This is a genomic window from Candidatus Binatota bacterium, assembly GCA_012960245.1.
Lineage (GTDB): Bacteria > Desulfobacterota > Binatia > UBA1149 > UBA1149 > UBA1149.
On the sequence record DUBO01000038.1, the window covers coordinates 20,554 to 46,364 of the forward strand.

The window sequence follows — 25,811 nt, forward strand, 5'->3', positions numbered from 1 at the left end:
GCTTAAGCTAAACCCGCAGGGGGACTGCTGTCAATAGCTTTCTGTGCGGTTACCGTCACCCAGACCGCCGGCGGTCAGCCGGCAGACCTCAGCTCAACGGTATCCACGCTCGCGCCTGCCGGGCGGGTGACGGCGTGCAACAGCGACTCGGCCACGGTCGAGGGCTGCATGGGAGCGCCGGCGAAGGCGAGGTAGCCTTGCTCGTCCCACAGCTCGATCGCGCGCGCGGCCTCGGCCGGATCCCAGTCTTCCATGAAACCACCGTCGGTGGCGCCCGACCTGAGCAGGGTCACGCGGATGTTGTCACCGCGCAACTCGGCCCGCAGGCCACGCGTAAACAACTCGAGTCCGGCCTTTGTGGCGGTGTAAGTCGACAACAACGGAAACGGATTGAGCACCGCCTCCGAGCCTATGTTGACGATCTGCCCTCCACCCGATTTTTTCATAAGCGGCACAGCCTCACGGCTGCACAACAGCGGGCCGCCCAGGTTGGTGTAAACGGTTGCGCGCAGGTCTTCGTCCGACGCGTTTTCTATTGAGTGCAGGCAGCCGATGGCAGCGTTGTTGACCAGCAGGTCGAGGCCGCCCATTTCGCGCGCCACGGTGACAAAAGCAGCGCGCACGCTGTCAGCATCGGCAACATCGGTCGGTACGGCCAGCGCCTGCGCGCCCAGCTCGGCGGCGACGCGCTCGAGTCGCTCACGTCCGCGGGCCAGCAAGGCCACCCTGGCGCCGGCATCAACAAGACAGCGGGCAACGGCTTCGCCAATTCCGCGCGAGGCTCCGGTGACGACCGCCACGCGGCCGGCAAGTTCAGCGGCAGTACTACCCTGAGCCGGCATGGCGGCCAGCATCCAGTCCCCCCGCGCCCAGTGCAAGCGCCGATGATACATGCTCCCTTGTGGGGGCTATCGAGCAGCTTACGCAGGCGGGCGCATAGTCACGCCGACGAGCGTGTTGAGAAAGTGCTCGACCTGGTCGTCCGGCCGGCCGGCGAACTTCATCTGAACCAGCATGTGGGCCGAGCCGACCACCAACCTGGCGTCGTCGTCTGCGTCCACGTCGGCGGCGACGCTGCCCTCGGCCTGCCCGCGCTCAATGGTGTCACGCATGATGGCCACGATCTCTTCCTGTAGCTCGAGGTAGCGCGGCCAGGTGTCCTCGCCCACCGCGGTGCTGTAGTCGAGCCACACGCGCGCCACGTCGGGACGGCGAGTGACACCTTCCACGAAGGCCCGAGCGTGACGGTGCACGACCTCCGGTGCCGGGCCACCGCGGCCGTGAACGCTCTCGGCCATCTCGAGGAGAAAATCGGCCACCTCGCTGACCACCGCTTCCACCAGGCTTTCGCGGCTGGGAAAATAAACAAACACCGTTGATACCGCGCAACCCGCCTGCTCGGCCACCTGGGAGTGGCCCGCGCGGCCCACTCCCAAACGAGCAAACACCGCTATGGCAGCCTCGAGGAGCTCTCTCCTGCGCTGTTCGGGAGACAATCGCCGGCGTTTTTTTGCGTTGTTTTGCACGATCCTTGACACGGTGGGCTCCAGTGGGGTACACTCTGACGACTATTGAGTGATTTGTCAATAGTCGTTGTAAGCGAAGCGCCCGGGCAGCAAGCTGCCCGTGAGAGCAAAAACAGGAGCCACCATGAGCAAGCCAGCCGCCAGTCCCACTGACCTCAAGCCCCTGCCCCCCGAACACGCCGTGCCCGAAGAAAGCTTGGAGTCTTACGAGCTGGCCTTCGGCCAACAGATGAACACCTGGGCCGAGATACTGGAGGAAAACCACGAACGTCTTCACGCCGGAAGATTCTCGCTGCACTGGATGGAGACCGACAAGGCTAACTGGGGCCGGCGGGCAAAACCGTCGTCGCGCGGCATGACCTACACCGACACGAACCGGGTCGAACCTTACGGGCAGATGCCCGAGAAGGCCGACTGGCTCAACTTTGCACCGCGCGGTTCGGTACGCGAGCCCTACGCGGACCGCATGCCCGTGGTCTCTGCTTACGATGTCGTCGATCGCAACGAGCTGTGGGCCGAAAACGTCATCACCCTCTACGAAGAGGCCAAGGCCAGGCAGTGGAACGCCACACGCGACATTCCCTGGGACGAGCTCGAGCCCCTGCCCGATGACCTCGAGAAGGCCACCTGCCAGTTGTGTACCTTCCTGACCGAAGTCGAGTTCGTGGCCGGTGACTTCCCGGCCAAGTGGTTGTACCGCATTCCCCAGGACTTTCTCGAGGTCAAGAGTTTTCTCGCCACCCAGTTGATGGACGAGGCCCGCCACCAGGAGGTATTCCGCAAGCGCGCGATTGCCGGCGGTGGCCTGCTGCATGCCTCGCCGGGATTCGAGTGGGCGCTCAAGGCCATCATGGAAGCACCATCGCACACCATGGGTACCTTCCTGCTGAACCTGCTCGGCGAGGGCCTGGTTCTGTCCATATTCCGCTCGGGCGAAATGATAGCCAAGACCCACGTGGACAAGGAAATCTTTCGCCGTTGCTTGCAGGATGAGGCCCGCCACGTGAGCTACGGCGTCATGGAACTCAAGAACCACCTCGACAACGTGCCCGATCGCGACGCGGCGCTTGAAGACATGCACCGTTTTGCCGACGTGGGGGAGATGGTGATTCTCACCGCCTTTACCGAGGCCGCGCTGGTGGAACCGCTGTCCATACTCCTGGGAGGCGGGCTCGACCGCATAGAGCAGGGGCTGGAGCAGGCCGGTGCCCTGTGGGGCGACTTCATCGAGGAGTACCTCGGTCGCTGCCAACGCGCCGGCTTCGATCGCAGCGAGCGCTGCGGCATTCCGATCCAGGCACCGTGGTTGCAGTAATGCCCGAGCCGCAGCAACAGGGCCGCGCTGCCGCCGGGACGGCCAACGCTATAGAGTTCCCCTCGCTCGCGTGGTTCGAGCGCCTGGCCGCGATGATGAACGACAACCGCGCGCGGCAGGAAAAACTCGGCTACACGGATTGCGTGGCCGGCTTCTCGGTGACCGGTACCGAAGCGCTGACCGTGCAGGTGAGCTTTGATGAGTTCGAAGCAGTGGACGTGCGCGTGGTCGACGCGAGCGAAGCCTCGCGTGCCGACTTCACGCTGGAGGCCGATCTCGCGACCTGGCAGGCGATGATAGAAAGCATCGCCGCGGGCGAAGGTCGCCCTGCCCTCGACCAGACGCTCAACCGCCTGAGCCACATGGGCACGCCCCTGCGCCTGAGCTCGGACGACCCCCTGCGACGCGACATGTACTTTCGTTTCAACCAGAGCCTGCAGGAGTTTTTTAACGCTTCGGCGAGCTTCGAGACCAGCTTTCCCGCGTCCTGAGCCTGTTACTCATGCCCCGCCGACACGGACACTACTACGTAGACGACACCTGCATTGGTTGCGGCGCCTGCGATCACGCCTGCCCGGGCAAGGTGGAGGCGGTCTACGAGGTTCCCGGCGATTTTCTGGGCCGTTTCGCCATCGTGGTCGAGGAGTGCATAGACTGCGACCTCTGCGTGCCGCTGTGCCCGGTCGACTGCATACACGACGCCCGCAACGAGGGCATAGCCAGCAAAGATGGCGACCTCGAGCAGATCAATAAACTCCAGTCCTGGGCAGAAGCCCGTCCCCAGCCGCTGTAACGCGCGCTTTTTTCAGCGCGGCGGTACGGCTAGATTCCGCAGGCTCACGCTGCGCGAAATCGCGCTCCGCGAAACCACAGGGGGTTACCTTTGCCGATGAACAAATTCTATACAGCCATTGCCTGCGTCCTGTTGCTTACCGCCTGCGGGCAACACGAGGGCCCGGGCAGCATAGAAGGCGCGGGCCAGCCCGACTCCATGGCAGCCGACAAGACGGCCCGCCAGGCGGCGACCGCCAATGTCCTGGCCAACCGTGCGAAAGCCGGTGCAACAGACAAGCAGATCCTGTTCGGCGACCTGCACGTACACTCCACCTTTTCGGCCGACGCTTTCATGATGAGCCTGCCCATCCTCCAGGGCGAAGGCGCGCACCCGGTGGCCGACGCCTGCGACTTTGCGCGCTACTGCTCCAACCTCGACTTCTGGAGCATCAACGACCACGCCGAGGCCATCACGCCCCTGCGCTGGAAGGAAACCACCGACACCATTCGCCAGTGTAACGAGTTGGCCGGTGACCCCGACAACCCCGACGTGGTGGCCTACCTGGGCTGGGAGTGGACGCAGATAGGCTTCACCCGCGACACGCACTACGGCCACAAGAACGTCATCCTGCGTGACCTCGACGACGGCATGATCCCCACCCGGCCCATACACGCGGGCGGCCTCGCCGGACAAGGCATGCGCACCCGGCAGAGTTTTCTGCAGCGTTGGTTCCCGGTCGTCGCCGACCTCCCCAACGCCCAGCGCTACCTCAACGCCAACACCTTCCAGGAAGAAATCGGCGAGACTCCCATCTGCGCTGACGGCGTAGACACGCGCGAGCTGCCACCGGACTGCTCCGAAGAAGCGGTCTCACCCGACGTGCTCTACGAAAAACTCGCGCAGTGGGGACACGAGTCCATTGTTATTCCCCACGGCACCACCTGGGGCCTGTATTCGCCGCCCGGCTCGAGCTGGGACAAGCAACTGTCCGGAACCATGCACGACGCCGATCGGCAGACCCTGATCGAGGTCTTCTCGGGCCACGGCAACAGCGAAGAGTACCGCTCGTGGCGAGCCGCTGATATCGAACAGGAAGGAGCCGATGCCTGCCCAGCGCCCGAACCCGGCTTCGAGGCCTGCTGCTGGCGCGCCGGCGAAATCATCGGCGATCTCTGCGATAACCGGGATTCGGACGAGTGCCGCGAGAAGATAGTCGAGGCCCGCGCCAACTACCTGGCCGCGAGCCCATCGGGACGACTGACAATCCCGTGGGCGCCGCTGGTCGAGTGGGGCAACTGCGACGAATGCAGCGACTGTTTCATACCCTCGATGGGTTACCGCCCGGCCAGCTCGGCCCAGTACATCATGGCGATTTCGAACTTCGAGGACGAAGACAAGGAGCCACGACGATTTCGCTTCGGCTTCATGGCGTCGAGCGACAACCACACCGCCCGCCCCGGTACCGGCTTCAAGGAATTTGACCGGCAGGCCAACACCGAGGCCGCCGGCGCCCGCGACGAGACCTGGGCCAAGCGCTTGATGCCCAGCTACCTCGCCCCGGCAGGCGACCGCTCCCAGCAGGTCACGCCGGGCGACCCGGCCGCCATGCGTACGCAGATCGTCGACTTCGAACGACAGGCGTCGTTCTTCATGACCGGTGGCCTGGTGGCCGTGCACTCCCCGGCGCGTGATCGCGGAGCGATATGGGACTCGATGGCACGCCGCGAGATCTACGGCACCAGCGGCCCGCGCATACTGCTCTGGTTTGACCTCCTCAACGGCCCCGACGGCGAGGTGCTGCCCATGGGCAGTGAACTCGAGCTGGCCAACAACCCGCGCCTGCGCGTGCGCGCAGCCGGTAGCTTTGAGCAGACCGAGGGCTGCCCCGAAGAATCACTGTCGGCCCTGTCACCCGAGCGACTGGCCTACCTCTGCCGTGGCGAGTGCTACAACCCGGGCGAAAAACGCCGGCAGATAACCCGCATAGACGTGGTGCGCATCAGGCCGCAGGAATCGCCCGACGAGGACGTGGCCGACCTCATCGACGACCCCTGGCGCAGTTTTGACTGCCCGGCCGACGCCGACGGCTGCACGGTAGAGTTCGACGACCCCGAGTTCCTGGGCAGCGGCCGCGAGGCGCTCTACTACGCGCGCGCCATCGAAGAGCCCACGCCCACGGTGAACGCCGGCGGATCGCGGTGCGAATTTGACGAGCAGGGCGACTGCAAGCCCGACCCCTGCTACGGCGACTACCGCACCGACTACGACGACGACTGCCTGGAGCCGGCCGCCCACCGCGCCTGGTCGTCGCCGATATTCCTGACGCCGGCGGGCAGCTGAGAGCGGGAGTAGCTGAAAGCGAGGCCGGCGGTCAGAGCTTGCGCGCCAGCAGCAGGCCGTCGGCCACGCTTATCATCACTGCTTCAACGCGCGGGTCGGCGACCACGGCATCGTTCAGTTCGCGGATTGCTACCGTGTCTTCGGTCTGGTCCTTTTCGCGCGCCACCTGCCCCAGCCACAGCACGTTGTCGAACACGATCAACCCTCCCGCGCGCATGCGCGGCAACAACTGCTCGTAGTAGTCGCGGTAGCCGGTCTTGTCGGCATCGATGAAGGCAAAGTCAATGTCGGCTTCTTCGGGCAATGCGCGCAGGGTTTCGGCGGCAGGCGCGATACACAGCTCTATGGTGTCGTCCAACCCGGCGCGCGTGAAGTAGCGACGGGCCATCGAGGTCCATTCCTCGCTCACGTCGCAACAGAGCAGGCTGCCCCCCGGCGCGAGCCCACTGGCGATACAGATCGCGCTGTAGCCGGTAAAGGTACCCACTTCGACTGCCTTGCGGGCACCCATCAAGCGCACGAGCATGGTCAACAGGGCTCCCTGGTCGGGCGCTATCTGCATCATCGAGATGTCGCCCATGGCCAGGGTCTCCTCGGCCAGCTCTTCGAGCAGCGAGCGGTGCCCGGAGTCGTGCCCGCTGCGATGTGCGCACAGGTATTCGTACAGTCCCTCGCTGAGCGGCGTCGGCAGAAGGCTCATCCCATGCCCCCCCCTTCACCGTCGCGCTTTCGCCGGGCCGCGGCGCGGGCGCTCTCCACGACGTCTTCGGGGACCGGCTCCATCCAGCTCATGCCCTTGAGCATGAGTGACGGGAGGAGAAACCTCATCCAGCGGGCGGCGAGCAGCTGCGGACTGTAGCGCGGAGCGACCACCTCGCGCAGCTTGTTCTCAATGCACCCGAGGATGGCATCCACCACTATTGACGGCGGGTGCAGGTTGCCGCTGTAGGCACTGTGACTTTCGTCCTTGTCCCAGATCTCGGTATCGATGGGCCCCGGTATGACCAGTCCCGCGTGGATGCCCGACCCCGCCAGGTCGGTCCATAGCCCCTCGGTAAAACCATCCATTGCCGCCTTTGAAGCCGTGTAGGCAGTCTCGCGCGGCGGCGCGACCTGGGCGGCAAACGAAGACACGTTTACTATCCACGCCTCGCCCAGCAACAGCATGTGGGGAATAGCCGCCAGCGTGGTCCACACGCTCGACATGAAGTTAACCCGCATCACCATCTCCACGTCTTCGGGCGTAACATCGTAGATATGTTTGTGAATGGGGATGCCCGCGTTGTTGACCAGGATGTCGAGCCGACCGAAGCGACGAGCGCTGTCGTTTACCACGTGCTCGGCGAAGGCGCGCTCACCGAGATCGCCGACCATGAAGGTGGAATCCGACGCGTGCCGTTGGCAGCGGCTGGTGAGTTCCTCGAGCTCGGCCTGCCGGCGCGCAACACCCACCACGGTGCAACCACGCTCGGCCAGTGCCAGGGCCGCCTGGTAGCCTATGCCCGACGAAGCACCCGTGACCACCGCAACCTTTCCCCTGTAGTTCATCCTGTAAGCCTCTCTGTCGGTGGCAACCGTTGCGCTGCGGCTGCTCGCCCATTGGGTATACGCTCAGCCGTGGCCCTGCAACCGCGACACTTCACCCCCTTATGCAGGGGTCGGGGCCATGCGGCTGATACACAGCCGACGCCTTGCTCTTCAACGAAAAGAAGTCCCTTTGCCACCCGCTGGCCGCCAGATCCCCCTCCACGAGCTGGCGCCCGTTGACAGGTGCCGGTTGCTGCCGCTCAACTGGACAATGAGCGGGGTCTACGGGGGCCGAAGCGGGAGGATCTCCAGCCGGCCCTCCCACGGCCCACTGCAAACCAGGCTTGGCAGCAAGCAGCCGGATGCTACGGCAGGTGAAAACCCAGCTTAGCGGCTACAGTGCCGGAGCATGGACGCCCGGCGGGTAGTAGCGCCTCGCGGCGCTTGTGTCGGATGCGGCACAGCGATTGCAACGTTAAAGGAAAAGAATACAGCGGCGGGAGCCTTACAGGGGCCCCTGCCGGGGGGACAGATAACATGACCACTGAATACCATTCATCGATTTACCGCAGCGATCCCATGGGCCCAGGCGCCGCTTGCGTCGCAGTGCGGGGTTTTTCTTTGCTCGCGCTGGCAGTGCTTGCCATCACGCTGACAGCCCAGCAGGCCCAGGCGGTACCGGCCGAGGTCTCGGCCCAGGCCGTGAGCGGCCACGATTACCTGGGCGGTGGCGCGCTGGCCACCGATTCGGGCCGCGGCGTGGCCGTGGGCGATCTTGACGCTGACGGCTTTGACGACATCGCCATAGGCGTGCCCGGCAGCGACCACGTGTGCCTTGTACGCGGGCCCATCGCCATGGGAGCAGCGCCCGAAGACGTGAGCGTGCTTTGCAAAGCCGGCGCCGTCGCGCCCAACGCCTTCCGCATCAACGCACCCACGGCCTTGACGGGCAGCGGCGGTTTTGGCCTGGGCCTTGAGATTGCCGACATCGACTGCGACGGGCAGAACGACCTCATCATCGGTGACCCACTGGCCGATCCGGTGGCCGGCCTCGCGGGTGGAGTAAAGGTTGATGGCGGTGCCATCCACGTGCTGCACAAGTCGGCGGGACTTGTGTGGGGACAGGAAATATTTGCCGATAACTGGCGCCTGTACACCGGGGGCAACGGCTACTCGATAATGAGCGGTGGCGCGCAACTGGAAATGTTCGGCTACCCGGCAGCCGGCGATATAGACAACGACGGACTGGTCGACCTCGTGGTCGGCGCACCCATACACCGCCACGGATTCGCCCGCGCTGGACGCGTGTACCTGCTTGGAACCGCGGCCGTGGTCGAGTTCAACTTCTGCGCCAACGGCCCCATCAACAATCCCGTCTCCCAGCCCTTGAGCATCATGGACGGCGCGCCGGCCTGTGGCGGCTCCTGCTCCTGCGTCGCTTCGGCCTGCATCGACATGAAGAAAGACGACGCCTGGTTCGGCCAGGGCATTGACGTGGCCGACGTCAATGCCGACGGCATCGACGACCTCGTGGTCGGGTCTCCCAGCGACGGCGTGGCGGTGGAATCGCGCGTGTACATCAAGTACGGACCCATAGCGGCTTCGCCCGCGGTCTACCCGGTGGACTTTCCCTCGCCTTATTCCAGCGCCGACAGTTGCATAGGAGACGGCGACGCGGCGTTTGATCGCCTCGGCACAGACCTGGCCGCCGCCGACTACGACGGTGACGGTAAGCTCGAACTCTACATTGGCGCGCCCTTGTATTCCGGAGGCGGAATGGTCCAGAACGGCGGCGTCTTTGCGCTGACGGGCGGAAACTACGGCGCCCTGACCACGTCCATATCCACCGCACCCGTGGTCTGGTACGGCAAGGTCAACGACGGTAATCTCGGCTGGGGCGTAGACCTCGGCGACCTCGATGACGACGGCGCCCTCGATCTCTCGGTTGGCGGCTCGGGCATAGGCGACCCCAACGGCAGCACGCACGTAATAAAAGAACCCGCCCCCGACCCCTGCCTGACCCTGGTGTGCAATGACGCCAACGAGTGCACCTCGGACTCCTGCGCGCTGGGCGCCTGCGTGTTCACGCCGGTGGCCAACGGTACTGCCTGCACCGACGACGGACTTTACTGCACTGGCACCGAGACCTGCCAGGCGGCGGTCTGCACCAGCGCCGGCGACCCCTGCGCGGGTGGCGCCGAATGCGACGACAGTTGCGACGAAGCAGCTAACAGCTGCGCGGTGGCGGTGAATACAGCCTGCACCAGCGACGGCAACGAATGCACCGACGACGCGTGCGACGGCACGGGCGCCTGCGCGCATCCGGCCGTGGCCAACGACACTGTCTGCACCGACGACGGACTTTACTGTACTGGTTCAGAATCCTGCCAGGCTGGAGCCTGCACCAGCGATGGCGACCCCTGCGTCGGTGGCGCCGAGTGCGCCGACAGTTGCGACGAGGCGGCCAACAGCTGTGACGTGAGTGCGGGAACAGCCTGCACGAACGACGGCAACGAATGCACCGACGACCAGTGCGACGGAGCGGGCGCCTGCGCGCATTCGGCCGTAGCCAACGGAACGGCCTGCTCGGACGACGGGCTTTACTGCACGGGCACCGAGACCTGCCAGGCCGCGTCCTGCACCAGCGCCGGCGACCCCTGCGCGGGTGGCGCCGAGTGCGCCGACAGTTGCGACGAGGCGGCCAACAGCTGCGACGTGAGCGCTGGCACCGCCTGCATCGATGACGGCAACGAGTGCACCGACGACGAGTGCGACGGCGCGGGCGCCTGCGCGCATCCGGCCCTGGCCAACGGAACGGCCTGCTCGGACGACGGGCTTTACTGCACGGGCATTGAGACCTGCCAGGCCGCGGTCTGCACCGGCGCCGGTGACCCCTGTTCAGGGCTGGGCGTGTGCTTCAGCTGTGACGAGGCCGCCGATAGCTGCGACGACACCGACGCCGACGGCGACCTGATCTGTGGTCCCGATGACAACTGCGCCGCCGAGTACAACCCGGACCAGCTCAACAGTGACTGTCCCCCTGGAGGCACCGACACCGGCTTCGGTGGCATAGACTGCTCGGCTCCCCTGGGCGCCAACGAAGCGGGCTGCTGTGACGGTGGCGATGTATGCGACGCCTGCCCGGCCAACAACGACAACTCGAAGTGCGACGCCGGCCTGTCGGGCGGCGAGAGCATCGGGGCCGCAGGAGGCAGCTTCAGCCTCGGTGGCTGTCTAAGCGTAACCATCCCTGCCGGCGCCCTGGCGGCCGACACCAGTATCTCTGTGTCCACAGGGCTCAACGCTTCGACCAACCCGCTGATAGGCGGCGACCCGATCAAGCTGAAGAAGGCCGGTGGATCGTCAGTTCACAAGTACATAATACTGCCGCACGGACAGTCATTCCTCGTGCCCATCACGCTGGGATTCTGCTGGGACGACGCCGATAACGATGGCACGGTTGACCTCGGGACCTGTGATCTCGACGCGTCGCTGACCTGCGACGACAACGCCGACTGCGGTGCTTTTGCCCCCTGCAACGGTGGCGGGAGCATGGCTGAAAACAACCTGCTGCTGCGCCGCGAGGGCAAGAACTTTGACTACGCCGGCTTTGGGACTTCGGCGCCCGGCAGTGTCCAGAAATGCGGCGACGCCGAACACCAGAACGTGGGCACCTGCGGGCCCGCCGCGGCAGTAGCAGACTGCACGGACGCGCCCGGGGTCGACGAAGCCAGCGTGGCCAACTGCTGCGACACGGCCGGCAACTCCTGGCCCTGGCAGACCTGCAACTTCTCCGAGTACTACTTCGGAGAACTTTCCGGCGACCTTATACCAGGCAAGGGCAGCGAGAAGACCGACTGTCACCTCGAGTGGAGCGTGGTCAATCCTTTCAACACCGAGGACAAGTACGACAGGAGAGGCCTGCTCAACTACAAGCAGGACTGCACCGATGGTGACGCCAATTGCGACAAGGACGGCGAAGCCAACGGGGTGTGTATCTTCGAAATCGGCCTTTGCCTGAACGTCGACGACAGTCGCCTGTTCGACAAGAAGACCCTCGACCCGGTCTGCACCCCGACAGCGACCGACCTGTTCCAACTCAAGAAACCCCGGCCCAACAGTCGCAAGCTGCACGAGGCCGAGGCGGCCGAGGCGCTGCTGGCCGCGGTGATGGAGCTCGACGTGGAGGCAACGATCGGTGGCCGCAGGCTCAACGAGGTGACCTTCTCGGGTCTCGGCTACGACAACGGCGACGCCTGCACCAATACATTCCAACTCGAGGTGCCGCTCAACGGACGCTCCAAGGCCAAGGGCAAGCTCAAGGCCGGCGTAGAAACCGTAGCCTCGGAAACCCTGCGCGCAACCAAGGACAAGGACACGCTCAAGTTTACCTGTTACAGCAGCGAGTGAGCCTGCAGCCGCGCCGGCCGAAACCAGGCCGACGCGGCTACGGCCGCGGGTCGTTCAGACCAGCGGCACTACCTCGCGCATAAATCGGCGTGCCTGCGAATCCTCACCGCCGGCGTCGCAGAGGTCCTGGAACCAGCAGATCACCAGCGACGCGCCCCGCTCGGTAAAAAACCTTATCTCGGCCGCGATGTCTTCGGCCCGGCCCGTCCAGCAATTGGCCAGGAACTTGGTGAGTTGTTTTTCGTTGTAGTGCGGCCACCAGCGTGCGGCAAAATCACGTAGCTCGGCTTCGCTCTCGTAGATCACGCAGGTGTTCTCCACCGATATGCGCACGCTGTCGGGGTCGCGGCCGCGGTCGCGACAGTGCCCTGCAAGGATCTCGCGCTTGCGCTCGTACTCGTCGGGCCCGCGGTTATGGTTCCAGCCGTCGGCCACTTCGGCCACCATGCGCAGGCCGACTTTTTCGCCCTGCGTGCCTATCCATATCGGGGGCCCCCCGGCCTGCAGCGGCTTTGGCTCGTTTATGGCGTCGGTCACCCGGTGGTGCACACCCTCCACGGTGGCTTTCTCGTCTGCGAACATCGCCCGGCAGATGCGCGCCGTATCCTCCATGCGGTCGAGCCGCTCGCGTATGCCGGCAAACGGGTACTCGTAGGCCTCGAACTCCTCGGTTTTCCAGCCGGCGCCTAAACCCAGGTCGACCCTGCCGCCGCTCATCACGTCCACGCAGCTGGCGAGCTTGGCGAGGTAAGCCGGGTTACGGTAGGCGCTGCAGGTCACCAACTGTCCCAAGCGCACTCGGCTTGTCACCTGCGAGAGAGCGGCCATCGTACTCCAGCACTCGAAGGTTGGCTCCATGGCCGGGCGCGGCACGGTGTGAAAGTGGTCGTACAACCACAACGAGTCGTAGCCAGCGTCTTCAAGCGCGCGCGCACTCGCGGTCAAGGCATTCCACTGGGACTCGCCGCCCTGGAGATGCTGCATCTCCATGCGCCAGCCCTGCGGCACGAACGTTCCATATTCAACGGCCATGACGGTTAGTTAGGCGAGCGCCCCCGCTCTGGCAATCAGGCGGCCCGCTTCAAGGGCGAACCGTATGACTGGTGGGCCCCACCAGCGTGGCCAGGCGCGGCTGTATCCACTCCACCCAGCGGCACAGGCGCTCGCGGGTTTCGGCGGGCTCGATGAGATCGTGCACACCGAAGGACTCGGCGCGCGGAAACGGCGTGCGCGAGGCGGCGAACTGTTCCTCGAGCTCGCTGCGAAGGGCGTCGGGATCATCGGCGGCGGCTATCTCGCGTCCGAAGGCCACCGCCACGCCACCCTCGACGGGCAGCGCGCCGCTCTCGGCCGAGGGCCAGGCCAGCACGTACGAGTCCGGGCCGAAATGGGCCGCGGCGGCCACGCCGAAGGCCTTGCGCAGGTGAACCGCCGCCCAGGGCACCGATGACTGGTTGGCCGCAAATATGGTCTGCGCGCCGTAGCGGATGGTGCCGGCCGCCTCGGCACCGGTGCCTATCATGAAACCGGGCTCGTCGACCAGGCTGATGATGGGCAGGTGAAAGCTGTCACAGAGGTCAATGAAACGCCTGGCCTTCTGCGCCCCGTCGGCGTCCATCGCGCCAGCCCAGAAGCGGCAGTCGTTGGCCCACACGCCCACCGCCTGCCCGTCCAGTCGCGCCAGGCCGGTGACCTGCGAAGGCCCGTAGCCGGCCGACATCTCGAAGAAACTGCCCGCGTCAAATACCAGTTCCAACACCCGCCTGATGTCGAAGGCCTTGCGACGGTCGCGCGGGATGATCGAGTTGAGTTCGCTTTCGGCCCGGGATGGATCGTCGTCGCAGGCCACCCGGGGCGCCGGCTCCCAGACGTTGGTGGGCAGGTAGGAAAGAAAGCGCCTTACCTGCGCCAGCGCACCCGCTTCGTCGTCGGCCAGGTTGTCGACCACGCCGCTGTGCATGTGCACGGCCGCACCGCCGAGTTCTTCCTTGGTTTTCTTCTCGCCCAGCGCGCGCTCAACAACCGCCGGCCCGGCGATGAGCACCTGGGATGTATCGCGCACCATTATGGAAAAGTGAGAAGACACCAGGCGCGCAGCCGGGAAACCCGCCACCGGCCCCAGTGCCACCGACACCACGGGCACCGCCGCCATGGCCTCGGCAAACGACATGAACCTGGGCGTAACGTAAACCGGATCGCCGGCGTGGGCTCCGCCGCCACCCTTGCCCGCGTTCTTGCCGCCACGTGTTCCGGCCACGCTGCCGCCGCCGCCCTCGAGCAGGCGCACCAGGGGCACCCGGTACTGCACGGCCAGTTGCTCGGCGTAGACGCTCTTGCGCAGGCCGGCCGGCGTGGGCGACCCGCCCTTGAGCGTGAAATCCTCGCCCCCTACCACGCAGGGCCGACCGTCCAGGCGCGCCATGCCCAGCACGTAGTTGCCCGGCGTGAATTCGACCAGGCGTCCCTCGTCGTCGATCTCGGAGTGACCGGCCATCGGGCCCTGCTCGGCGAAGCTCCCCTCGTCGACCAGCACGTCAATGCGCTCGCGCACCGTCAGGCGGCCCTTGCCGTGCTGACGCTCAACGGCCTCGGCGCCGCCCATGGCCAGCGCGGCCTCGCGGCGCGCCCGTATCCCCTCGGTTTCCTTGTCCCAGCCCACGGACTGGTTTTAGCAAACCCCGGCCGTGATGAAAGGCCGCGTCATTTACCCACCTCTTTCTACAGGCACAGGCAGCCCGGTGCGCCGGTGGGATCGACGGTACAGACCTGGGCGGGATCGGCGCACACCCCGTTGCAGGTGGGTCCGCCAAGCGACTCGCAGGGGTCCTCGGGTGGATCAACGCACTCGCACTCCTGCAGCCCGGCGCTGTACTCGCAGACCTGGCCGGGATTAATGCACACCCCGTTGCAGGTGGGTCCGGCCAGCGACTCGCAGGGGTCCTCGGGCGGGTCAACGCACTCGCACTCCTGCAGTCCGGCGCTGTACTCGCAGACCTGGCCGGGGGTGCTACACCACCCGTCACAGGTGGGTCCGGCCAGCGACTCGCAGGGATCCCCCGGCGGGTCAACGCACTCGCACAGGGCGGCAGTCACTACACCCGACTGCTCACAGAGCTGAGGATACGGGCAGGTGCCCGCGCAGGCAGGCGACGACGCCACGACGCAGGGCAACAGCTTCCACGGCCAGCAGCTACCGTCCGTCACGTCGTTGTCGAACTGGTCGCAGTCATACTCCAGGTTGTCAACGCCGTTGATCAGCCGCGCCATGCGCGCAAGTGCGACCCTTTGGACACAGTCCACGAACGCCGCCGGCGCGACAGAGCGGTCAGCGAGTGCGCACTCACCGGGAAACGCCAGCCCGAGATCCACCGTCGCGCACTTCTTTAACACCGCCTTCTCTACCTTGGCGACCGACCGCGCCAGTTTGCCGCGAGCGTCAGTCTTGATCGCCTCGAAGCCTTCGACCAGCGGACCGGGAAGTACCGGCAACTCCGGCACTTCGAGCAGGCCTTTCTTCTTCCAGTACGCAAAGCTCCCCAGGCCCGATTTCATTACCCCGCCCATGGCCTTGAATACGACCGCCTGGCAGCGAGCGCCGTCCCGGTCAATGTCATCCGCGATAATCGCTGCGTCGGCGTCGTCACCCAGCAGGTCAACGAGCGTTCCTACCTCGTGGTCGAGCACCTCGGCCGCGGCGTCGGCCGCCGCCACGTAGCCATAGGGGGGCGCCGGATTGAGCGCGAAGACTTCGCACTTCGTCGTGTCCACCTTTTCCAGCTTGGCGATAGCCTTTGCCACCTTGCCCCTGCGATCGGCCCGAACACACTCGGCCACGCTGGCCTCGCGCCCGCGACCGGCATCCTTGACGCAGGAGGCATTCTCTTTTTCCTGGACCTTGGCCAGCTTGAACGCCGCCTTGTTCATGGCGGCAATGCAGCCCGGGGCGCCCTCCGGAAATTCGAACGCCGAGGTGCAATCGTCGAAGCAAAAGGGACTACCCCCCTCGCTGAACGGCGGATCACAGTCTTCGCCCGGGCCGACCATGCCGTCGCCGCAGATCGCCCCGCGCGCGAACAGGATGTCCCAGTCATTGTCGATGCCGCCCGTGTCGTATTCACTCGCCCACACCGCCACCCAGTTGCCGGCGCTGTCGCTTGTCAGCTGGGGGACGAAGTCCCAGACAGAATCAACAGCAGCGTGGCTGTTGAGCGGCGCCGCAGCGCTCCAGGTCGCACCGTTGTCGGTCGAGCGCGCGAACAGGATGTCAGGATCATCACCGATGCCGCCCGTATCGTAGGAACTCTCCCACACCGCCACCCAGTTGCCGGCGCTGTCGGTTGTCAGCTGGGGGTAGGAGTAATTCCAAAGACTAGAAAAATCCGAAGAATCAGAATCAACAGCAGCATAGCTGTTAAGCGGCGCCGCCGCGCTCCAGGTCGCGCCGTTGTCGGTCGAGCGCGCGAACAGGATGTCATAATCATCACCGATGCCGCCCGTGTCGTATTTACTCCCCCACACCGCTACCCAGTTACCGGCGCTGTCGGTTGTCAGCTGGGGGGGCAGGTCATCATAGTCACCACCAGGATCAACAGCAGCGTAGCTGTTAAGCGGCGCCGCAGCGCTCCAGGTCGCGCCGTTGTCGGTCGAGCGCGCGAACAGGATGTCATAATCACTACCGATGCCGCCCGTGTCGTAGCGACTCCACCACACCGCCACCCAGTTGTCAGCGCTGTCGGTTGTCAGCTGGGGGAATAAGTCAGAATCACCATCCCACCCAGGAGAATCAACAGCAGCGTAGCTGTTAAGCGGCGCCGCAGCGCTCCAGGTCGCGCCGTTGTCGGTCGAGCGCACGAACAGGATGTCAGAATCATTACCGTAGCGACTCCACCACACCGCCACCCAGTTGCCGGCGCTGTCGGTTGTCAGCTGGGGGGACCAGTCAATAGTACCGTCACCAGTACTTGGGCTGTGAAGCGGCGCAGCGGCGCTCCAGGTCGCGCCGTTGTCGGTCGAGCGCGCGAACATGATGGCAGGATCAGTAGTCGGGTACCCACTGGTCCACACCGCCACCCAGTTGCCGGCGCTGTCGGTTGTCACCGGGACCCCCCCGCCGTTGTTGATTGGGTTCCAATTCCAGTCAGTGTTAACTGTTGCGTAGCTGTTAAGCGGTGCGGCCGCGCTCCAGGTCGCGCCGTTGTCGGTCGAGCGCGCGAACAGGATGTCCCAATCACCACCTATGCCGCCGGTGCCGTATTCACTCCTCCACACCGCCACCCAGTTGCCGGCGCCGTCGGTTGTCAGCTCGGGGACCCTGTCCCCGTTAGAACTGCTATACCCACCATGAAAATCAACAGCAGCGTAGCTGTTAAGCGGCGCCGCATCTCCGAACTTCATGCCGGCGGCTCCCACCGGTGCGGCCGACAGTACCAGCATCGCCAGCACCGCCACCGTTAAAGCCGCTACGCTCACAACGCTCCGGACAGTCTCCAACCTTGAAATTGAAACCACGTCTGAATCCATGCCGTAAGGCCCCCTTTACCCATCGGCCGCGGCCCAGCGCGGGGACGGGAGTGTCCGGGCACGCTAATAAACTTTTACCCGTACGGCAATGCCAACGACGCCGGTAACGGGTTACAGGCGCTTATTGCCCGCGTACGCCTGCTGGGAGACGAAAACACTGTTGGCGCAACCGGGGGGTAGCCGTTCAGGCACCCGCCAGGCGGCCCTTGCCGGCACCCCCATCCCCCTTGACATATATACCCCCCGGGGGTATATTCCCGGCATGGACGATGAGACCCGCAAGAAGGTTCTGACCCGGCTCAACCGGGCCGAGGGGCAGGTGGCGGCCCTGCGGCGCATGGTGGAGCAGGACACCTACTGCGTGGACGTGCTCACCCAGGTCGCGGCCGCCCAGGGCGCGCTCGGGCGCGCGGGCGAGATGATACTGTCGAACCACATCGAGACCTGCGTCAGCCACGCGTTTGAAAGCGGCAGCGCCGACGACCGCGCGGCCAAGGTAGACGAGCTGATGGAAGTGTTCTCGCGCTACAGCCGCATAGGGGCGCGCTGATGGTTTTCCTGGCCGAAGCCTGGGGCGTGATGCTCTCGCTGGCACCCTGGCTGCTGCTGGGCGCCGTCGTGGCCGGTCTGCTGCACGTCGCGCTCCCGGCCGGCTTCGTACACCGCGAGCTGGGCGGGCGGCTGGGCGTTCTCAAGGCCGTCGCGCTGGGCGTGCCGCTGCCGCTTTGTTCCTGCGGAGTCATCCCCGCCGCGCTGGGGTTACGTCGCGACGGCGCCGGTCGCGGTGCCACGGTTGGATTCCTGATAAGCACGCCGCAGACCGGTGTTGACTCGGCCCTGGTGAGCGCGTCGTTCCTCGGCTGGCCCTTTGCCCTGTTCAAGATAGCGGCGGCCGCGGTCACGGGCATAGCCGGCGGTTACCTGGCGGGCGCGGTTTCGCCGGGAGCCGTACAAGGCGACGAACAACAGTCGCCCGACGAACAGGCCGAGCGCAGCCTGCGGGGAATGGCGTCACACTCGATCAGTATCCTGCGCACCATATGGCGCTGGATCGCCGTGGGCGTGCTGGCGTCGGCCGCAATCTCGACCTGGGTACCGCCGGGCTCACTGGCCGGGCTGGGCAGCATGGCCTCTATGCTGGCGGTGCTGGCCGTGTCGGTGCCGCTGTACGTGTGCGCGACCGGCTCGGTGCCCATAGCCGCGGCCCTGGTTGCCGGTGGCCTGCCCGCGGGCAGCGCGCTGGTATTTCTCATGGCTGGCCCGGCCACCAACGTGGCCACCATCGGTGCCGTCTACCGGGCGCTGGGTGGCCGCACGCTGGCCGTGTACCTGGGCACCATCGTTGTCGGATCCATTGCAGCCGGCCTGCTGTTCGACTCGCTGCTGCCCGTGGGAGCCGCTGCCCTGCCCCACCACGGCAACGGGCCGGCCTGGTGGGAACTGGGCTCGGCGTTGCTGCTCACGGGAGTGCTCGCGTGCTTTGCCGTGGGCGAACTGCGCACGGCGCTTACCCGGGCCATGACCTCGCGCAGGACGGCCGACCTCGAGCTGACCGTCGAAGGCATGACCTGCAACAACTGCCGCACGCGACTGGAGACAGCGCTGCTGGCGACACCGGGCGTCAAATCGGCGGTCGTCGTGCTCGAGCCGGGCGGCGCCAGCGTATGGGGCGATGTCGACGAGCAAAAGGTCCGCGAAGCGATAAGCGAGGCCGGCTACACCCCCCTGCCGGCCACGGGTGACTGACTGCCGTCAGGACCAGGCCACGGCGATCTCGCGAGGCCCCGAGTAGGGTAGCCTGCCATGCGAGGTGGAATGGTTGTCTATCACCAGCACGTCGCCGCGATGCCAGGACGTCACCTTCATATTGCGCCAGATGGCGTCGAATACTGCCGCCACGTCGCGGTTCGGGATCTCGCTGCCGTCAAGCCGGGTACAGTGCATGGCCTGCTCCTCGCTGCTGCGGGTAAAGCGTTGCAGCAGGGTCAGCAGTTTCGCGAACTGCCACACCGCGAAGTTTCGCAAGGTTGGCCGCATCCTGAAAATACGCCGGTACTCGCCGGCGGCAGACGACAAGTGAAACACCTGCAGGTGATTGTGCCACGCAGCCTCGCCCGTTTCAGGATGGTCCCTGCTGATCGCCTGGGTACTCACCAGGCGCAGGCCGTTGTCGTCAAGCCAGGTGACATCAAACCCCTGCTCGCGACACTTGGTTTCCACGGCCACGCGGTCGGTGGTGCCGAACATCTCGTCCCAGCCCTTGAGCTGAAACGGGCTACGGGACTTCACGCCGGGACCGCAGTAGTTGCGCACGATGCGCAGGCCTCCTTCGACCAGTCGCGCCTTTAAATCCTCGTCGAGTTCGCGCCACACCCTGCGCAGGTCGGTCACCGGTGTTTCGCCGCTGTCTTCACCCGGTTGCTCGAAGCAACAGAAAAACAGTTTCCCGGGAGGATTGGCCACGAAGGTCATCTCGGCGTGCTGGGCTATGGGAAAGTGGGCGGGCAACTCGCTGGCAGAAAAAATGTAATCGCTGCCCTGCAGCGGCTCGCGGGGCGAGGTGCCGAGGTACTCTTTGCCCAGCCGGGGCGCGACAGCGCGGGCCACGGCCTCGAAGCCGACAGCGTCGGTGATGTTGAAATCGCGAAACAGCAGCGCCCCGTGTTCGACCAGCCTCGCCTGCACCCAGTCGCTGTTGCGCAGTAGCCAGGAAACCAGCCCCGGCCCGGAGTCCACGCCGGCGGGCCCCAGTAGCAGGGGCAGATCGCCCTCTCCCAGTGCCCTGCACCCCGCCGGAACGGAGGCCGGTGTTGCCCGGTCGATCACAGGTAAGTCCAGGTGGCCAGTAGTCGACATCGCCAGCCACAGTGCCCCCCGGTAGCACCCATGCCAAGCCCCGCTGCTGGACGAAACCGTGTCACTGCATTACGGTCTCTGGGCTAGCGGCGAACTTTACTATGTGCAGACACGGGCCTGGTAACCAGGAAAACCAATAACATGGCCGATAACATTCCGCGTGGGGCCTCGTGCCCCCACCAGTTAGACCTGATGAACCCAGAGCTCATGAGCCAGGGGCTTCCACACGAAGACCTGGCCGCCATGAGACGAGAGTGCCCCGTCGCACTGCAGGATAAAACCGAGCACGGCGACAAGTTCTGGGCGATCACCGGCCGCGAGGAGATCGATTATATTTCCAAGCACCCGGAGCTGTTCTCGTCGGCGACCAACGGTTCCCACCCCCTCCCGGGCGACCAGGACCCCGGGGTCAGCGATATAGTGCGCCGCTTGATCATCAACATGGACCCGCCTGAGCACAACCAGTATCGCAAAGTTGTAAGCAACGCGTTCAAGATCAGGGCCATCGACAAGCTCGAACCGATGATGAGAGAGAGAGCTCGCGAGATAGTCGACAAGGTTGCGCCGCGTGGAAGTTGCGAGTTCGTGTCCGAGGTCGCATCGGAAATGCCGCTGTTCGTCATCTGCGAGTTGATGGAAATGCCCACCGAGGGACGGCAGGAGTTCTCGGAGCTGGTCACTACCATGCTCGGCATGGACGACCCCGAGCTCAACGTAAGCTCGGTGGACGGCCAACTCGCGGCGGCGCGGATCTTCGAGGTCGCGATGGGGCTGGCGACCGAACACAAGGCCAACCCTAAAAAGGGCACCGTGCTCGACGCGTTGCTGACCGGCGCGGTGGAAGGCGAGGCGCTGGACGAGTTCGAATTCTGCTGCTTCTGTCTCATACTCATCGCCGGGGGTGTTGAAACCACGCGCACGGCCACGGGCCAGGGCATGCGACTGTTGATGGAATACCCCGACCAGCTGCAGAAACTCGTCGACGACCCTTCGCTGATCCCCGGCGCGGTTGAAGAGATTCTTCGATTTCACCCTCCATTTAATTTCATGCAGCGCACCGCCACCAAGGACCTCACGCTGGGCGACATGGAAATTAAGGAGGGCGACATAGTGAAAATGTTCTACCCGGTGGCCAACCGCGACGAAGCGGTATTCGGTGACGACTCCGATCATTTTGACGTGACCCGCGCCGAGCGGATGCACGACCTGAGAGGAGAACACCGCACTTTCGGCATAGGCCACCACTACTGCATCGGGGCATACCTCGCGCGCTTGGAACTCTCGGTGATGTTCGAAGAAATCATTCCGCGCCTGCGCAACCCGCGCCTGGTGGGTGAAGCACGACCGCTGGTGTCCCACTTCGTTACCGGGTTGAAAAAGATGCAGGTTGAGTTTGACGCCGAGGCCAGCGAGGGCTGAGTCCCGCGCACAGAAAAGGGGAGACAAGCATGTTGCAGAAATTTGTTCTTATTACCGGAGCCCTGGACTACCTGGTGGGACTGGCCACCTGGGGAGGCGCGCTGGCCGCCCCCGCCCCCGACCACTTCGTGGCCAACATGACCCTGGGCATGTTCCTGATGATGGCCGCCGCCTGCCTCGTGTGGGCGTCAAAAGACATCGCCGCGCGCGCCCCGGTAATCGTCTGGCAGGGCCTTGTGCGACTGACCGCCGTCGCCTCGGTTATATACGCGGTGCCCGCGGGCCTGGCCCATCCCGGTCTGTACGCCCTGGTGGTCTTCGACGGAGTAATCGGTCTCGTTTACGTCTTCGGCACCCAGCGCTTCACCGGCCAACCGATGCTGCAGCTGCTGGCCTGGCGTAGCTGAGCCGAACGGCGGCCCGCGCCAGCAGAAAAGCTGCCAGCTCAGATCAGCTGTCCGAGTATGACGAGCTGACCGCCCAGGCCCACGAACCAGACCAGCGTGCGCCAGGGCTGAAGGCCGGCCGTATACACGGGCACGTAAAGAACGCGGGCCCAGAAAAACACCGTGGCCCCCAGGGCCGTGGTCTCGTTGGCAAGGCCCGCCGTGTGGGCAACCAGCACGAGAGCGGCAAACGGCACCAGGCTCTCGATGAGGTTGTAGTGAGCGCGTACCGCACGATCGGTCCACTCAGGCACTTCGAGCGCGCTGTCGCGATTGCCCATCAGCCACTCCATGCCACCAGCCGCTCCGAAACGTCCGGCCAGGTACAACGCGGGGCTAAGCAGCGCCAGGGTGCAACAGTAAACCAGCATCAATAGATCGGTAGTCATGTTTCGTTTCCTCCCTTGTTCTTCTCGCCGTCGCCGGGCAGGGCCAGCGAAGCATCGAACCAACTCAGTATACGGTCGTTCTCGTCACGGGCATAGGTATGCGACAGACCGTCTATCTCCCGGTATACAAGATCCGCGCCGGCTTCCCGGAGCTGCCCGGCGGCCCAACGCGCTGTTTCCACCGGGAACATCCAGTCCAGGGCGCCGTGCACGAGATAAATACGCCTGCCCGCGGCGCGCTGCATGTTGCCTCGCTCGAGGTTTCCGGGGTGCAGTACCCCCGACATCGGAGCAAACGCAGTAAAAGGTGAATCTTCGGCAAGGCCGGTGAGCAGCGAGTATGTCGCGCCGTCGGACAGGCCGGTGAGCAGGATGCTCGAGCGCTTTACCGGCCAGCGCTCGGCGACCAGCTCTACCATGGCCCGCAGGGCCGGGCCGTCGATGTCTTCGCCCATCATCGACCAGGTCGAGCCCTGGGCGGTAGGAGCGAGCAGAAAAAAACCACGGCCGCGGGCCTCCCTCAGCCAGCTCCACATGAAACCGCGCCCGTCGCCCGAGCCTCCGTGCAGGGCTACCACGAGCGGCATCTCGGCGCTGCCGTCCCACCACTCGGGAACGTAGAGCGCGAAGCCACCGCGTGCCTTGCGATCGTTGGCGTCACCGCCCAGGTGCACGCCCGTGGCCACACCCTCGCGCGGCTCGGGATCAAGCTCGTCGAGGCGATCGTGAAACTCCTGTTCGACAAAGAATCGCCCGAGCGGCGGGAAGGTGCGCAGTGGGTAGAGTTGTTCGAGCGAACGGGTGAAGGCACCCATCGACGCGAGCACCTGCATGATGCCCTGCTCGGCCGACGCCTCTGAGCAGAAAAGATCGAAGGCCTCGGCCAGCGATCGGCCACCGGCCAACAGCTGGTCATTGAAGCCGCGCAAGGCCTCGGGCGGGCTGGCAGCTGCAATACCGTCCAGCCCCGAGGCGAGGCGCTGTCCCACCGGTTTCATGGCTGCACGCAGGGCGGGCAGCTCGGGCGGATGGAGGCGGCGCTGCACCTGTTCGAAGCCGTCGAGAGTGGCCAGCAGCGGGCCCACCGCAGCCGCCATCACCGCTTCGTAATCATCAGCCACTTACGTACCCCGCGGCAATCAGAACGGCAGTTCGTCGAGGGTGTCGGCCGTGGCGTCGATGGCGTCGTGGGCCTGGTTGCCCGCGATCGGGACTATGGAAACCACCGCACCGGCGACCCGCAGCGGCACCGAAACGATCTTGGTCAGCAGGCAGCCGGTGCTCATGAAACAACCCAGCAGCAGGGCGACCCACATCCAGCTGGCACGGCGACCGTTGATGACATTGTTCATCGGGCCATTGTAGCGCGCCTGCAGCCGCGCTGCTCGCTGCCGACCAAAACGCAACGGCAAATGCCTCGTATCAGCCGCGCACATCAGGCAGAAAGACAGTCACGCCACCCGTGAAAACAGGAAAAATCGTGAAAAAAAACGACTCCCAGGCAAACGATCTCTTCAATCTCGAGGGCCGCGTGGCTCTCGTCACCGGCGGCAGCCGCGGCATGGGCAAGGAGATGGCGATGGCCTTCGCCCGTGCGGGCGCCGAGGTGGTGGTCGCCAGCCGCAAGGAGAAGGCATGCGAGGAACTGGCCACGCAGCTCACCGAGCTCACCGGTCGACGCGCGCTGGGGGTCGGCTTTCACGCCGGCCACTGGCAGCAGTGCCAGGAGCTGGTCGACACGGCCTACAAGCACTTCGGCCGCGTCGACGTGCTGGTAAACAACGCCGGCATGTCGCCGCTGTACCCTTCGCTCGCCGAGGTGAGCGAAGAACTCTTCGACAAGGTCATAGGCGTAAACCTCAAGGGGCCCTTCAGGCTGTCGGCGCTCGTGGGCGAGCGAATGGCGGCGGGCGACGGCGGGTCTATTATCAACGTGAGCAGCATCGCCGCGGTGCAGCCCACGCCCAACGAGCTGCCCTACGCCACGGCCAAGGCCGGGCTCAACGCGCTCACCCTGGGCTTGGCCCGCGCCTACGCTCCCTCGGTCAGGGTCAACTGCATCATGCCCGGGCCGTTTCTCACCGACATCAGCAAGGCCTGGGACATGGATGCCTTCGAGCAGAGCGCCACCGCCCACATACCGTTGCAACGCGGCGGCCAACCCGACGAGATCGTGGGAGCGGCGTTGTACCTGGCCAGCGACGCTTCGAGCTACACCAGCGGTTCTGTAATCAAGGTGGACGGCGGCACGGCCTGGCCGGCGGCCTGAGTCCACTCCGTTAGCCGTTGGCGATTATACGCTCGGCGAAATTGCGGATACTGTCGAGCCCGGTTGCCTCCAGCGCAACGATGGACAATCCGTGCACCTGCTCACGGCGCTGCAGTTCCTCGACCATCTGAGCGGTAGTGCCCGCGAGCACGGCCGGGTGACGGCAGAACTGCTCGGCCGTGAGCCCGAACATGGCAGCCGCGCCCTCGGCGGTCTCGGCGGCCTGCTTCTCGCTGTCGGCGGGCTGGTAAACGAAAATCGTCGTAGCATAACGCACGGCACCGTCCGTCCGGCCAGCGGCTTTGGCCTCCTCCCGCACCAGCGCGAGCTTTTCGGCGACCGATTCGTCGCCGAAGGCACTCACGCTTTCCAACGTGGTCGTACCGGCCTTGCCGATCTCGGGCACCATGTGGAGAATATCGGCCCAGCGCCCGGCGCGCCTGAGTATGCCCTTGCCACCGCCGCCCAGCATCAGCGGTGGTCGCGGCTGTTGCGTCGGGGTCGGCCTGACCACGGCGTCGTGCAGCCGATAGTGCTCGCCGTCAAAGCTGCAAGGCTCACCGGTCCACAGTGCCTGCATGATCTCTACCGCCTCGTCCATCATGCGCAGGCGCTCGGACACGGGCGGAAAGTCCAGGCCGAACATCTCGAACTCGGCCCTCGTCCAGCCGGCACCTACGCCGGCAATCACGCGACCTCCACTGAGCTCGTCGAGCTGGGCAAACTGGCGAGCGAGCATGGCCGGGTGACGAAACAGCGTGCAGGCAACGTGGCTGCCCAGCTTGATGCTACGCGTGCGCTGGGCGATGGCACCAAGCAGCGCAAACAACTCGTAGGTTGGCTGCTCGGTCTTGAGCTCGCCCATCTGTTCAAAAAGATAATGGTCGGGCACGAAGACGGTCGTATAACCCAGCGACTCGGCCAGCTGGGCCTGCTCAACAAAAGCATCCAGCCCGTGCCCTTCCTGCTCGACCTGCCCTCCCCCGACTACTACTGCATACTCCATGACGTCTCCCTTG

At 65.1% G+C, this 25,811-nt stretch carries 22 protein-coding genes; 10 read left to right on the forward strand and 12 right to left on the reverse strand.

All coding sequences use genetic code 11. The features are described from left to right. Window positions 1-74: 74 nt before the first annotated feature. Window positions 75-893, reverse strand: coding sequence for an SDR family oxidoreductase (locus tag EYQ35_06260; protein HIF63736.1), 819 nt, complete (start codon window positions 891-893; stop codon window positions 75-77). A 27-nt stretch (window positions 894-920) separates the two neighbouring features. Then, a complete protein-coding gene (locus EYQ35_06265; protein ID HIF63737.1) occupies window positions 921-1,550 on the reverse strand; it encodes a TetR/AcrR family transcriptional regulator in 630 nt (209 codons plus the stop codon). Window positions 1,551-1,650: 100 nt separating this feature from the next. Here EYQ35_06265 and EYQ35_06270 point away from each other — a divergent pair, with 100 nt between their 5' ends. From EYQ35_06270 to EYQ35_06285, 4 genes are all read left to right on the forward strand, one after another. Then, on the forward strand, window positions 1,651-2,841 hold the full coding sequence (locus EYQ35_06270; GenBank protein HIF63738.1) for a ferritin-like domain-containing protein: 1,191 nt from the start codon (window positions 1,651-1,653) through the stop codon (window positions 2,839-2,841). Continuing rightward, on the forward strand, window positions 2,829-3,332 hold the full coding sequence (locus tag EYQ35_06275; GenBank protein HIF63739.1) for a hypothetical protein: 504 nt from the start codon (window positions 2,829-2,831) through the stop codon (window positions 3,330-3,332). Before EYQ35_06270 ends, EYQ35_06275 begins: the two co-directional genes overlap by 13 nt. An 11-nt stretch (window positions 3,333-3,343) precedes the next feature. Then, a complete protein-coding gene (locus tag EYQ35_06280) occupies window positions 3,344-3,634 on the forward strand; it encodes a 4Fe-4S dicluster domain-containing protein (protein HIF63740.1) in 291 nt (96 codons plus the stop codon). Between the two features lie 96 nt (window positions 3,635-3,730). Then, window positions 3,731-5,956 (forward strand): DUF3604 domain-containing protein, encoded by a 2,226-nt coding sequence (locus tag EYQ35_06285; GenBank protein ID HIF63741.1) that lies wholly within the window; start codon window positions 3,731-3,733, stop codon window positions 5,954-5,956. Window positions 5,957-5,987: 31 nt separating this feature from the next. On the opposite strand, the gene EYQ35_06290 is transcribed toward EYQ35_06285, so the two are convergent. Together EYQ35_06290 and EYQ35_06295 are read right to left on the reverse strand one after the other, a co-directional pair. Further along, window positions 5,988-6,656, reverse strand: a complete 669-nt coding sequence (locus tag EYQ35_06290; GenBank protein ID HIF63742.1) for an SAM-dependent methyltransferase — start codon at window positions 6,654-6,656, stop codon at window positions 5,988-5,990. After that, the gene (locus EYQ35_06295) at window positions 6,653-7,504 is read right to left on the reverse strand and encodes an SDR family NAD(P)-dependent oxidoreductase (protein HIF63743.1); all 852 of its coding nucleotides are present in this window, start codon (window positions 7,502-7,504) and stop codon (window positions 6,653-6,655) included. The genes EYQ35_06290 and EYQ35_06295 overlap by 4 nt, the downstream gene beginning before the upstream one ends. A gap of 432 nt (window positions 7,505-7,936) precedes the next feature. Here EYQ35_06295 and EYQ35_06300 point away from each other — a divergent pair, with 432 nt between their 5' ends. Further along, window positions 7,937-11,893, forward strand: a complete 3,957-nt coding sequence (locus EYQ35_06300; protein ID HIF63744.1) for a hypothetical protein — start codon at window positions 7,937-7,939, stop codon at window positions 11,891-11,893. A gap of 54 nt (window positions 11,894-11,947) precedes the next feature. Here the strand turns inward: EYQ35_06300 and EYQ35_06305 are convergent, their stop codons facing one another. The 3 genes from EYQ35_06305 to EYQ35_06315 are packed head-to-tail and all read right to left on the reverse strand — an operon-like array spanning window position 11,948 to window position 17,413. Further along, on the reverse strand, window positions 11,948-12,925 hold the full coding sequence (locus tag EYQ35_06305) for a TIGR03560 family F420-dependent LLM class oxidoreductase (protein ID HIF63745.1): 978 nt from the start codon (window positions 12,923-12,925) through the stop codon (window positions 11,948-11,950). A 49-nt stretch (window positions 12,926-12,974) separates the two neighbouring features. Continuing rightward, window positions 12,975-14,552, reverse strand: a complete 1,578-nt coding sequence (locus EYQ35_06310) for a propionyl-CoA carboxylase (protein HIF63746.1) — start codon at window positions 14,550-14,552, stop codon at window positions 12,975-12,977. A gap of 59 nt (window positions 14,553-14,611) precedes the next feature. After that, window positions 14,612-17,413: an exo-alpha-sialidase gene (locus EYQ35_06315; GenBank protein ID HIF63747.1), complete on the reverse strand. Its 2,802-nt coding sequence runs from the start codon at window positions 17,411-17,413 to the stop codon at window positions 14,612-14,614. Window positions 17,414-17,675: 262 nt separating this feature from the next. On the opposite strand from EYQ35_06315, the gene EYQ35_06320 reads away from it, so the two are divergent. Then, window positions 17,676-17,963 carry a metal-sensitive transcriptional regulator gene (locus tag EYQ35_06320; protein HIF63748.1) on the forward strand — a complete coding sequence of 96 codons (288 nt, stop codon included), beginning with the start codon at window positions 17,676-17,678 and terminating at the stop codon, window positions 17,961-17,963. Then, complete coding sequence (locus EYQ35_06325) at window positions 17,963-19,159, forward strand: hypothetical protein (protein HIF63749.1); 1,197 nt, start codon at window positions 17,963-17,965, stop codon at window positions 19,157-19,159. Before EYQ35_06320 ends, EYQ35_06325 begins: the two co-directional genes overlap by 1 nt. 6 nt (window positions 19,160-19,165) lie before the next feature. Here the strand turns inward: EYQ35_06325 and EYQ35_06330 are convergent, their stop codons facing one another. Further along, window positions 19,166-20,269, reverse strand: a complete 1,104-nt coding sequence (locus EYQ35_06330; GenBank protein ID HIF63750.1) for a hypothetical protein — start codon at window positions 20,267-20,269, stop codon at window positions 19,166-19,168. 141 nt (window positions 20,270-20,410) lie between these two features. Between EYQ35_06330 and EYQ35_06335 the strand changes: the two genes are divergently transcribed. After that, window positions 20,411-21,688, forward strand: a complete 1,278-nt coding sequence (locus EYQ35_06335; GenBank protein ID HIF63751.1) for a cytochrome P450 — start codon at window positions 20,411-20,413, stop codon at window positions 21,686-21,688. Between the two features lie 29 nt (window positions 21,689-21,717). Beyond that, window positions 21,718-22,095: a hypothetical protein gene (locus EYQ35_06340; protein ID HIF63752.1), complete on the forward strand. Its 378-nt coding sequence runs from the start codon at window positions 21,718-21,720 to the stop codon at window positions 22,093-22,095. 38 nt (window positions 22,096-22,133) lie between these two features. On the opposite strand, the gene EYQ35_06345 is transcribed toward EYQ35_06340, so the two are convergent. The 3 genes from EYQ35_06345 to EYQ35_06355 are packed head-to-tail and all read right to left on the reverse strand — an operon-like array spanning window position 22,134 to window position 23,875. Then, on the reverse strand, window positions 22,134-22,523 hold the full coding sequence (locus EYQ35_06345; protein ID HIF63753.1) for an MAPEG family protein: 390 nt from the start codon (window positions 22,521-22,523) through the stop codon (window positions 22,134-22,136). Continuing rightward, window positions 22,520-23,644 carry a phospholipase gene (locus tag EYQ35_06350; protein ID HIF63754.1) on the reverse strand — a complete coding sequence of 375 codons (1,125 nt, stop codon included), beginning with the start codon at window positions 23,642-23,644 and terminating at the stop codon, window positions 22,520-22,522. The genes EYQ35_06345 and EYQ35_06350 overlap by 4 nt, the downstream gene beginning before the upstream one ends. Before the next feature lie 18 nt (window positions 23,645-23,662). Beyond that, window positions 23,663-23,875 (reverse strand): hypothetical protein, encoded by a 213-nt coding sequence (locus EYQ35_06355; protein HIF63755.1) that lies wholly within the window; start codon window positions 23,873-23,875, stop codon window positions 23,663-23,665. 209 nt (window positions 23,876-24,084) lie between these two features. Here EYQ35_06355 and EYQ35_06360 point away from each other — a divergent pair, with 209 nt between their 5' ends. Then, entirely contained in the window at window positions 24,085-24,792 is a 708-nt protein-coding gene (locus tag EYQ35_06360) for an SDR family oxidoreductase (protein ID HIF63756.1), read from the forward strand. A 10-nt stretch (window positions 24,793-24,802) separates the two neighbouring features. Here the strand turns inward: EYQ35_06360 and EYQ35_06365 are convergent, their stop codons facing one another. Beyond that, a complete protein-coding gene (locus tag EYQ35_06365) occupies window positions 24,803-25,798 on the reverse strand; it encodes an LLM class flavin-dependent oxidoreductase (protein HIF63757.1) in 996 nt (331 codons plus the stop codon). Between the last annotated feature and the right edge of the window lie 13 nt (window positions 25,799-25,811).

Bases quoted from the DNA above. Each gene is read 5' to 3' on its own strand.
- EYQ35_06360 (HIF63756.1), top strand. From the start codon at position 24,085: ATGGGCAAGGAGATGGCGATGGCCTTCGCCCGTGCGGGCGCCGAGGTG.
- EYQ35_06300 (HIF63744.1), top strand. From the start codon at position 7,937: ATGCGGCACAGCGATTGCAACGTTAAAGGAAAAGAATACAGCGGCGGG.
- EYQ35_06330 (HIF63750.1), bottom strand. From the start codon at position 20,269: ATGTCGACTACTGGCCACCTGGACTTACCTGTGATCGACCGGGCAACA.
- EYQ35_06260 (HIF63736.1), bottom strand. From the start codon at position 893: ATGTATCATCGGCGCTTGCACTGGGCGCGGGGGGACTGGATGCTGGCC.
- EYQ35_06290 (HIF63742.1), bottom strand. From the start codon at position 6,656: ATGAGCCTTCTGCCGACGCCGCTCAGCGAGGGACTGTACGAATACCTG.
- EYQ35_06325 (HIF63749.1), top strand. From the start codon at position 17,963: ATGGTTTTCCTGGCCGAAGCCTGGGGCGTGATGCTCTCGCTGGCACCC.
- EYQ35_06345 (HIF63753.1), bottom strand. From the start codon at position 22,523: ATGACTACCGATCTATTGATGCTGGTTTACTGTTGCACCCTGGCGCTG.
- EYQ35_06295 (HIF63743.1), bottom strand. From the start codon at position 7,504: ATGAACTACAGGGGAAAGGTTGCGGTGGTCACGGGTGCTTCGTCGGGC.
- EYQ35_06280 (HIF63740.1), top strand. From the start codon at position 3,344: ATGCCCCGCCGACACGGACACTACTACGTAGACGACACCTGCATTGGT.
- EYQ35_06270 (HIF63738.1), top strand. From the start codon at position 1,651: ATGAGCAAGCCAGCCGCCAGTCCCACTGACCTCAAGCCCCTGCCCCCC.
- EYQ35_06335 (HIF63751.1), top strand. From the start codon at position 20,411: ATGGCCGATAACATTCCGCGTGGGGCCTCGTGCCCCCACCAGTTAGAC.
- EYQ35_06340 (HIF63752.1), top strand. From the start codon at position 21,718: ATGTTGCAGAAATTTGTTCTTATTACCGGAGCCCTGGACTACCTGGTG.
- EYQ35_06355 (HIF63755.1), bottom strand. From the start codon at position 23,875: ATGAACAATGTCATCAACGGTCGCCGTGCCAGCTGGATGTGGGTCGCC.
- EYQ35_06305 (HIF63745.1), bottom strand. From the start codon at position 12,925: ATGGCCGTTGAATATGGAACGTTCGTGCCGCAGGGCTGGCGCATGGAG.
- EYQ35_06285 (HIF63741.1), top strand. From the start codon at position 3,731: ATGAACAAATTCTATACAGCCATTGCCTGCGTCCTGTTGCTTACCGCC.
- EYQ35_06320 (HIF63748.1), top strand. From the start codon at position 17,676: ATGGACGATGAGACCCGCAAGAAGGTTCTGACCCGGCTCAACCGGGCC.
- EYQ35_06315 (HIF63747.1), bottom strand. From the start codon at position 17,413: ATGGATTCAGACGTGGTTTCAATTTCAAGGTTGGAGACTGTCCGGAGC.
- EYQ35_06365 (HIF63757.1), bottom strand. From the start codon at position 25,798: ATGGAGTATGCAGTAGTAGTCGGGGGAGGGCAGGTCGAGCAGGAAGGG.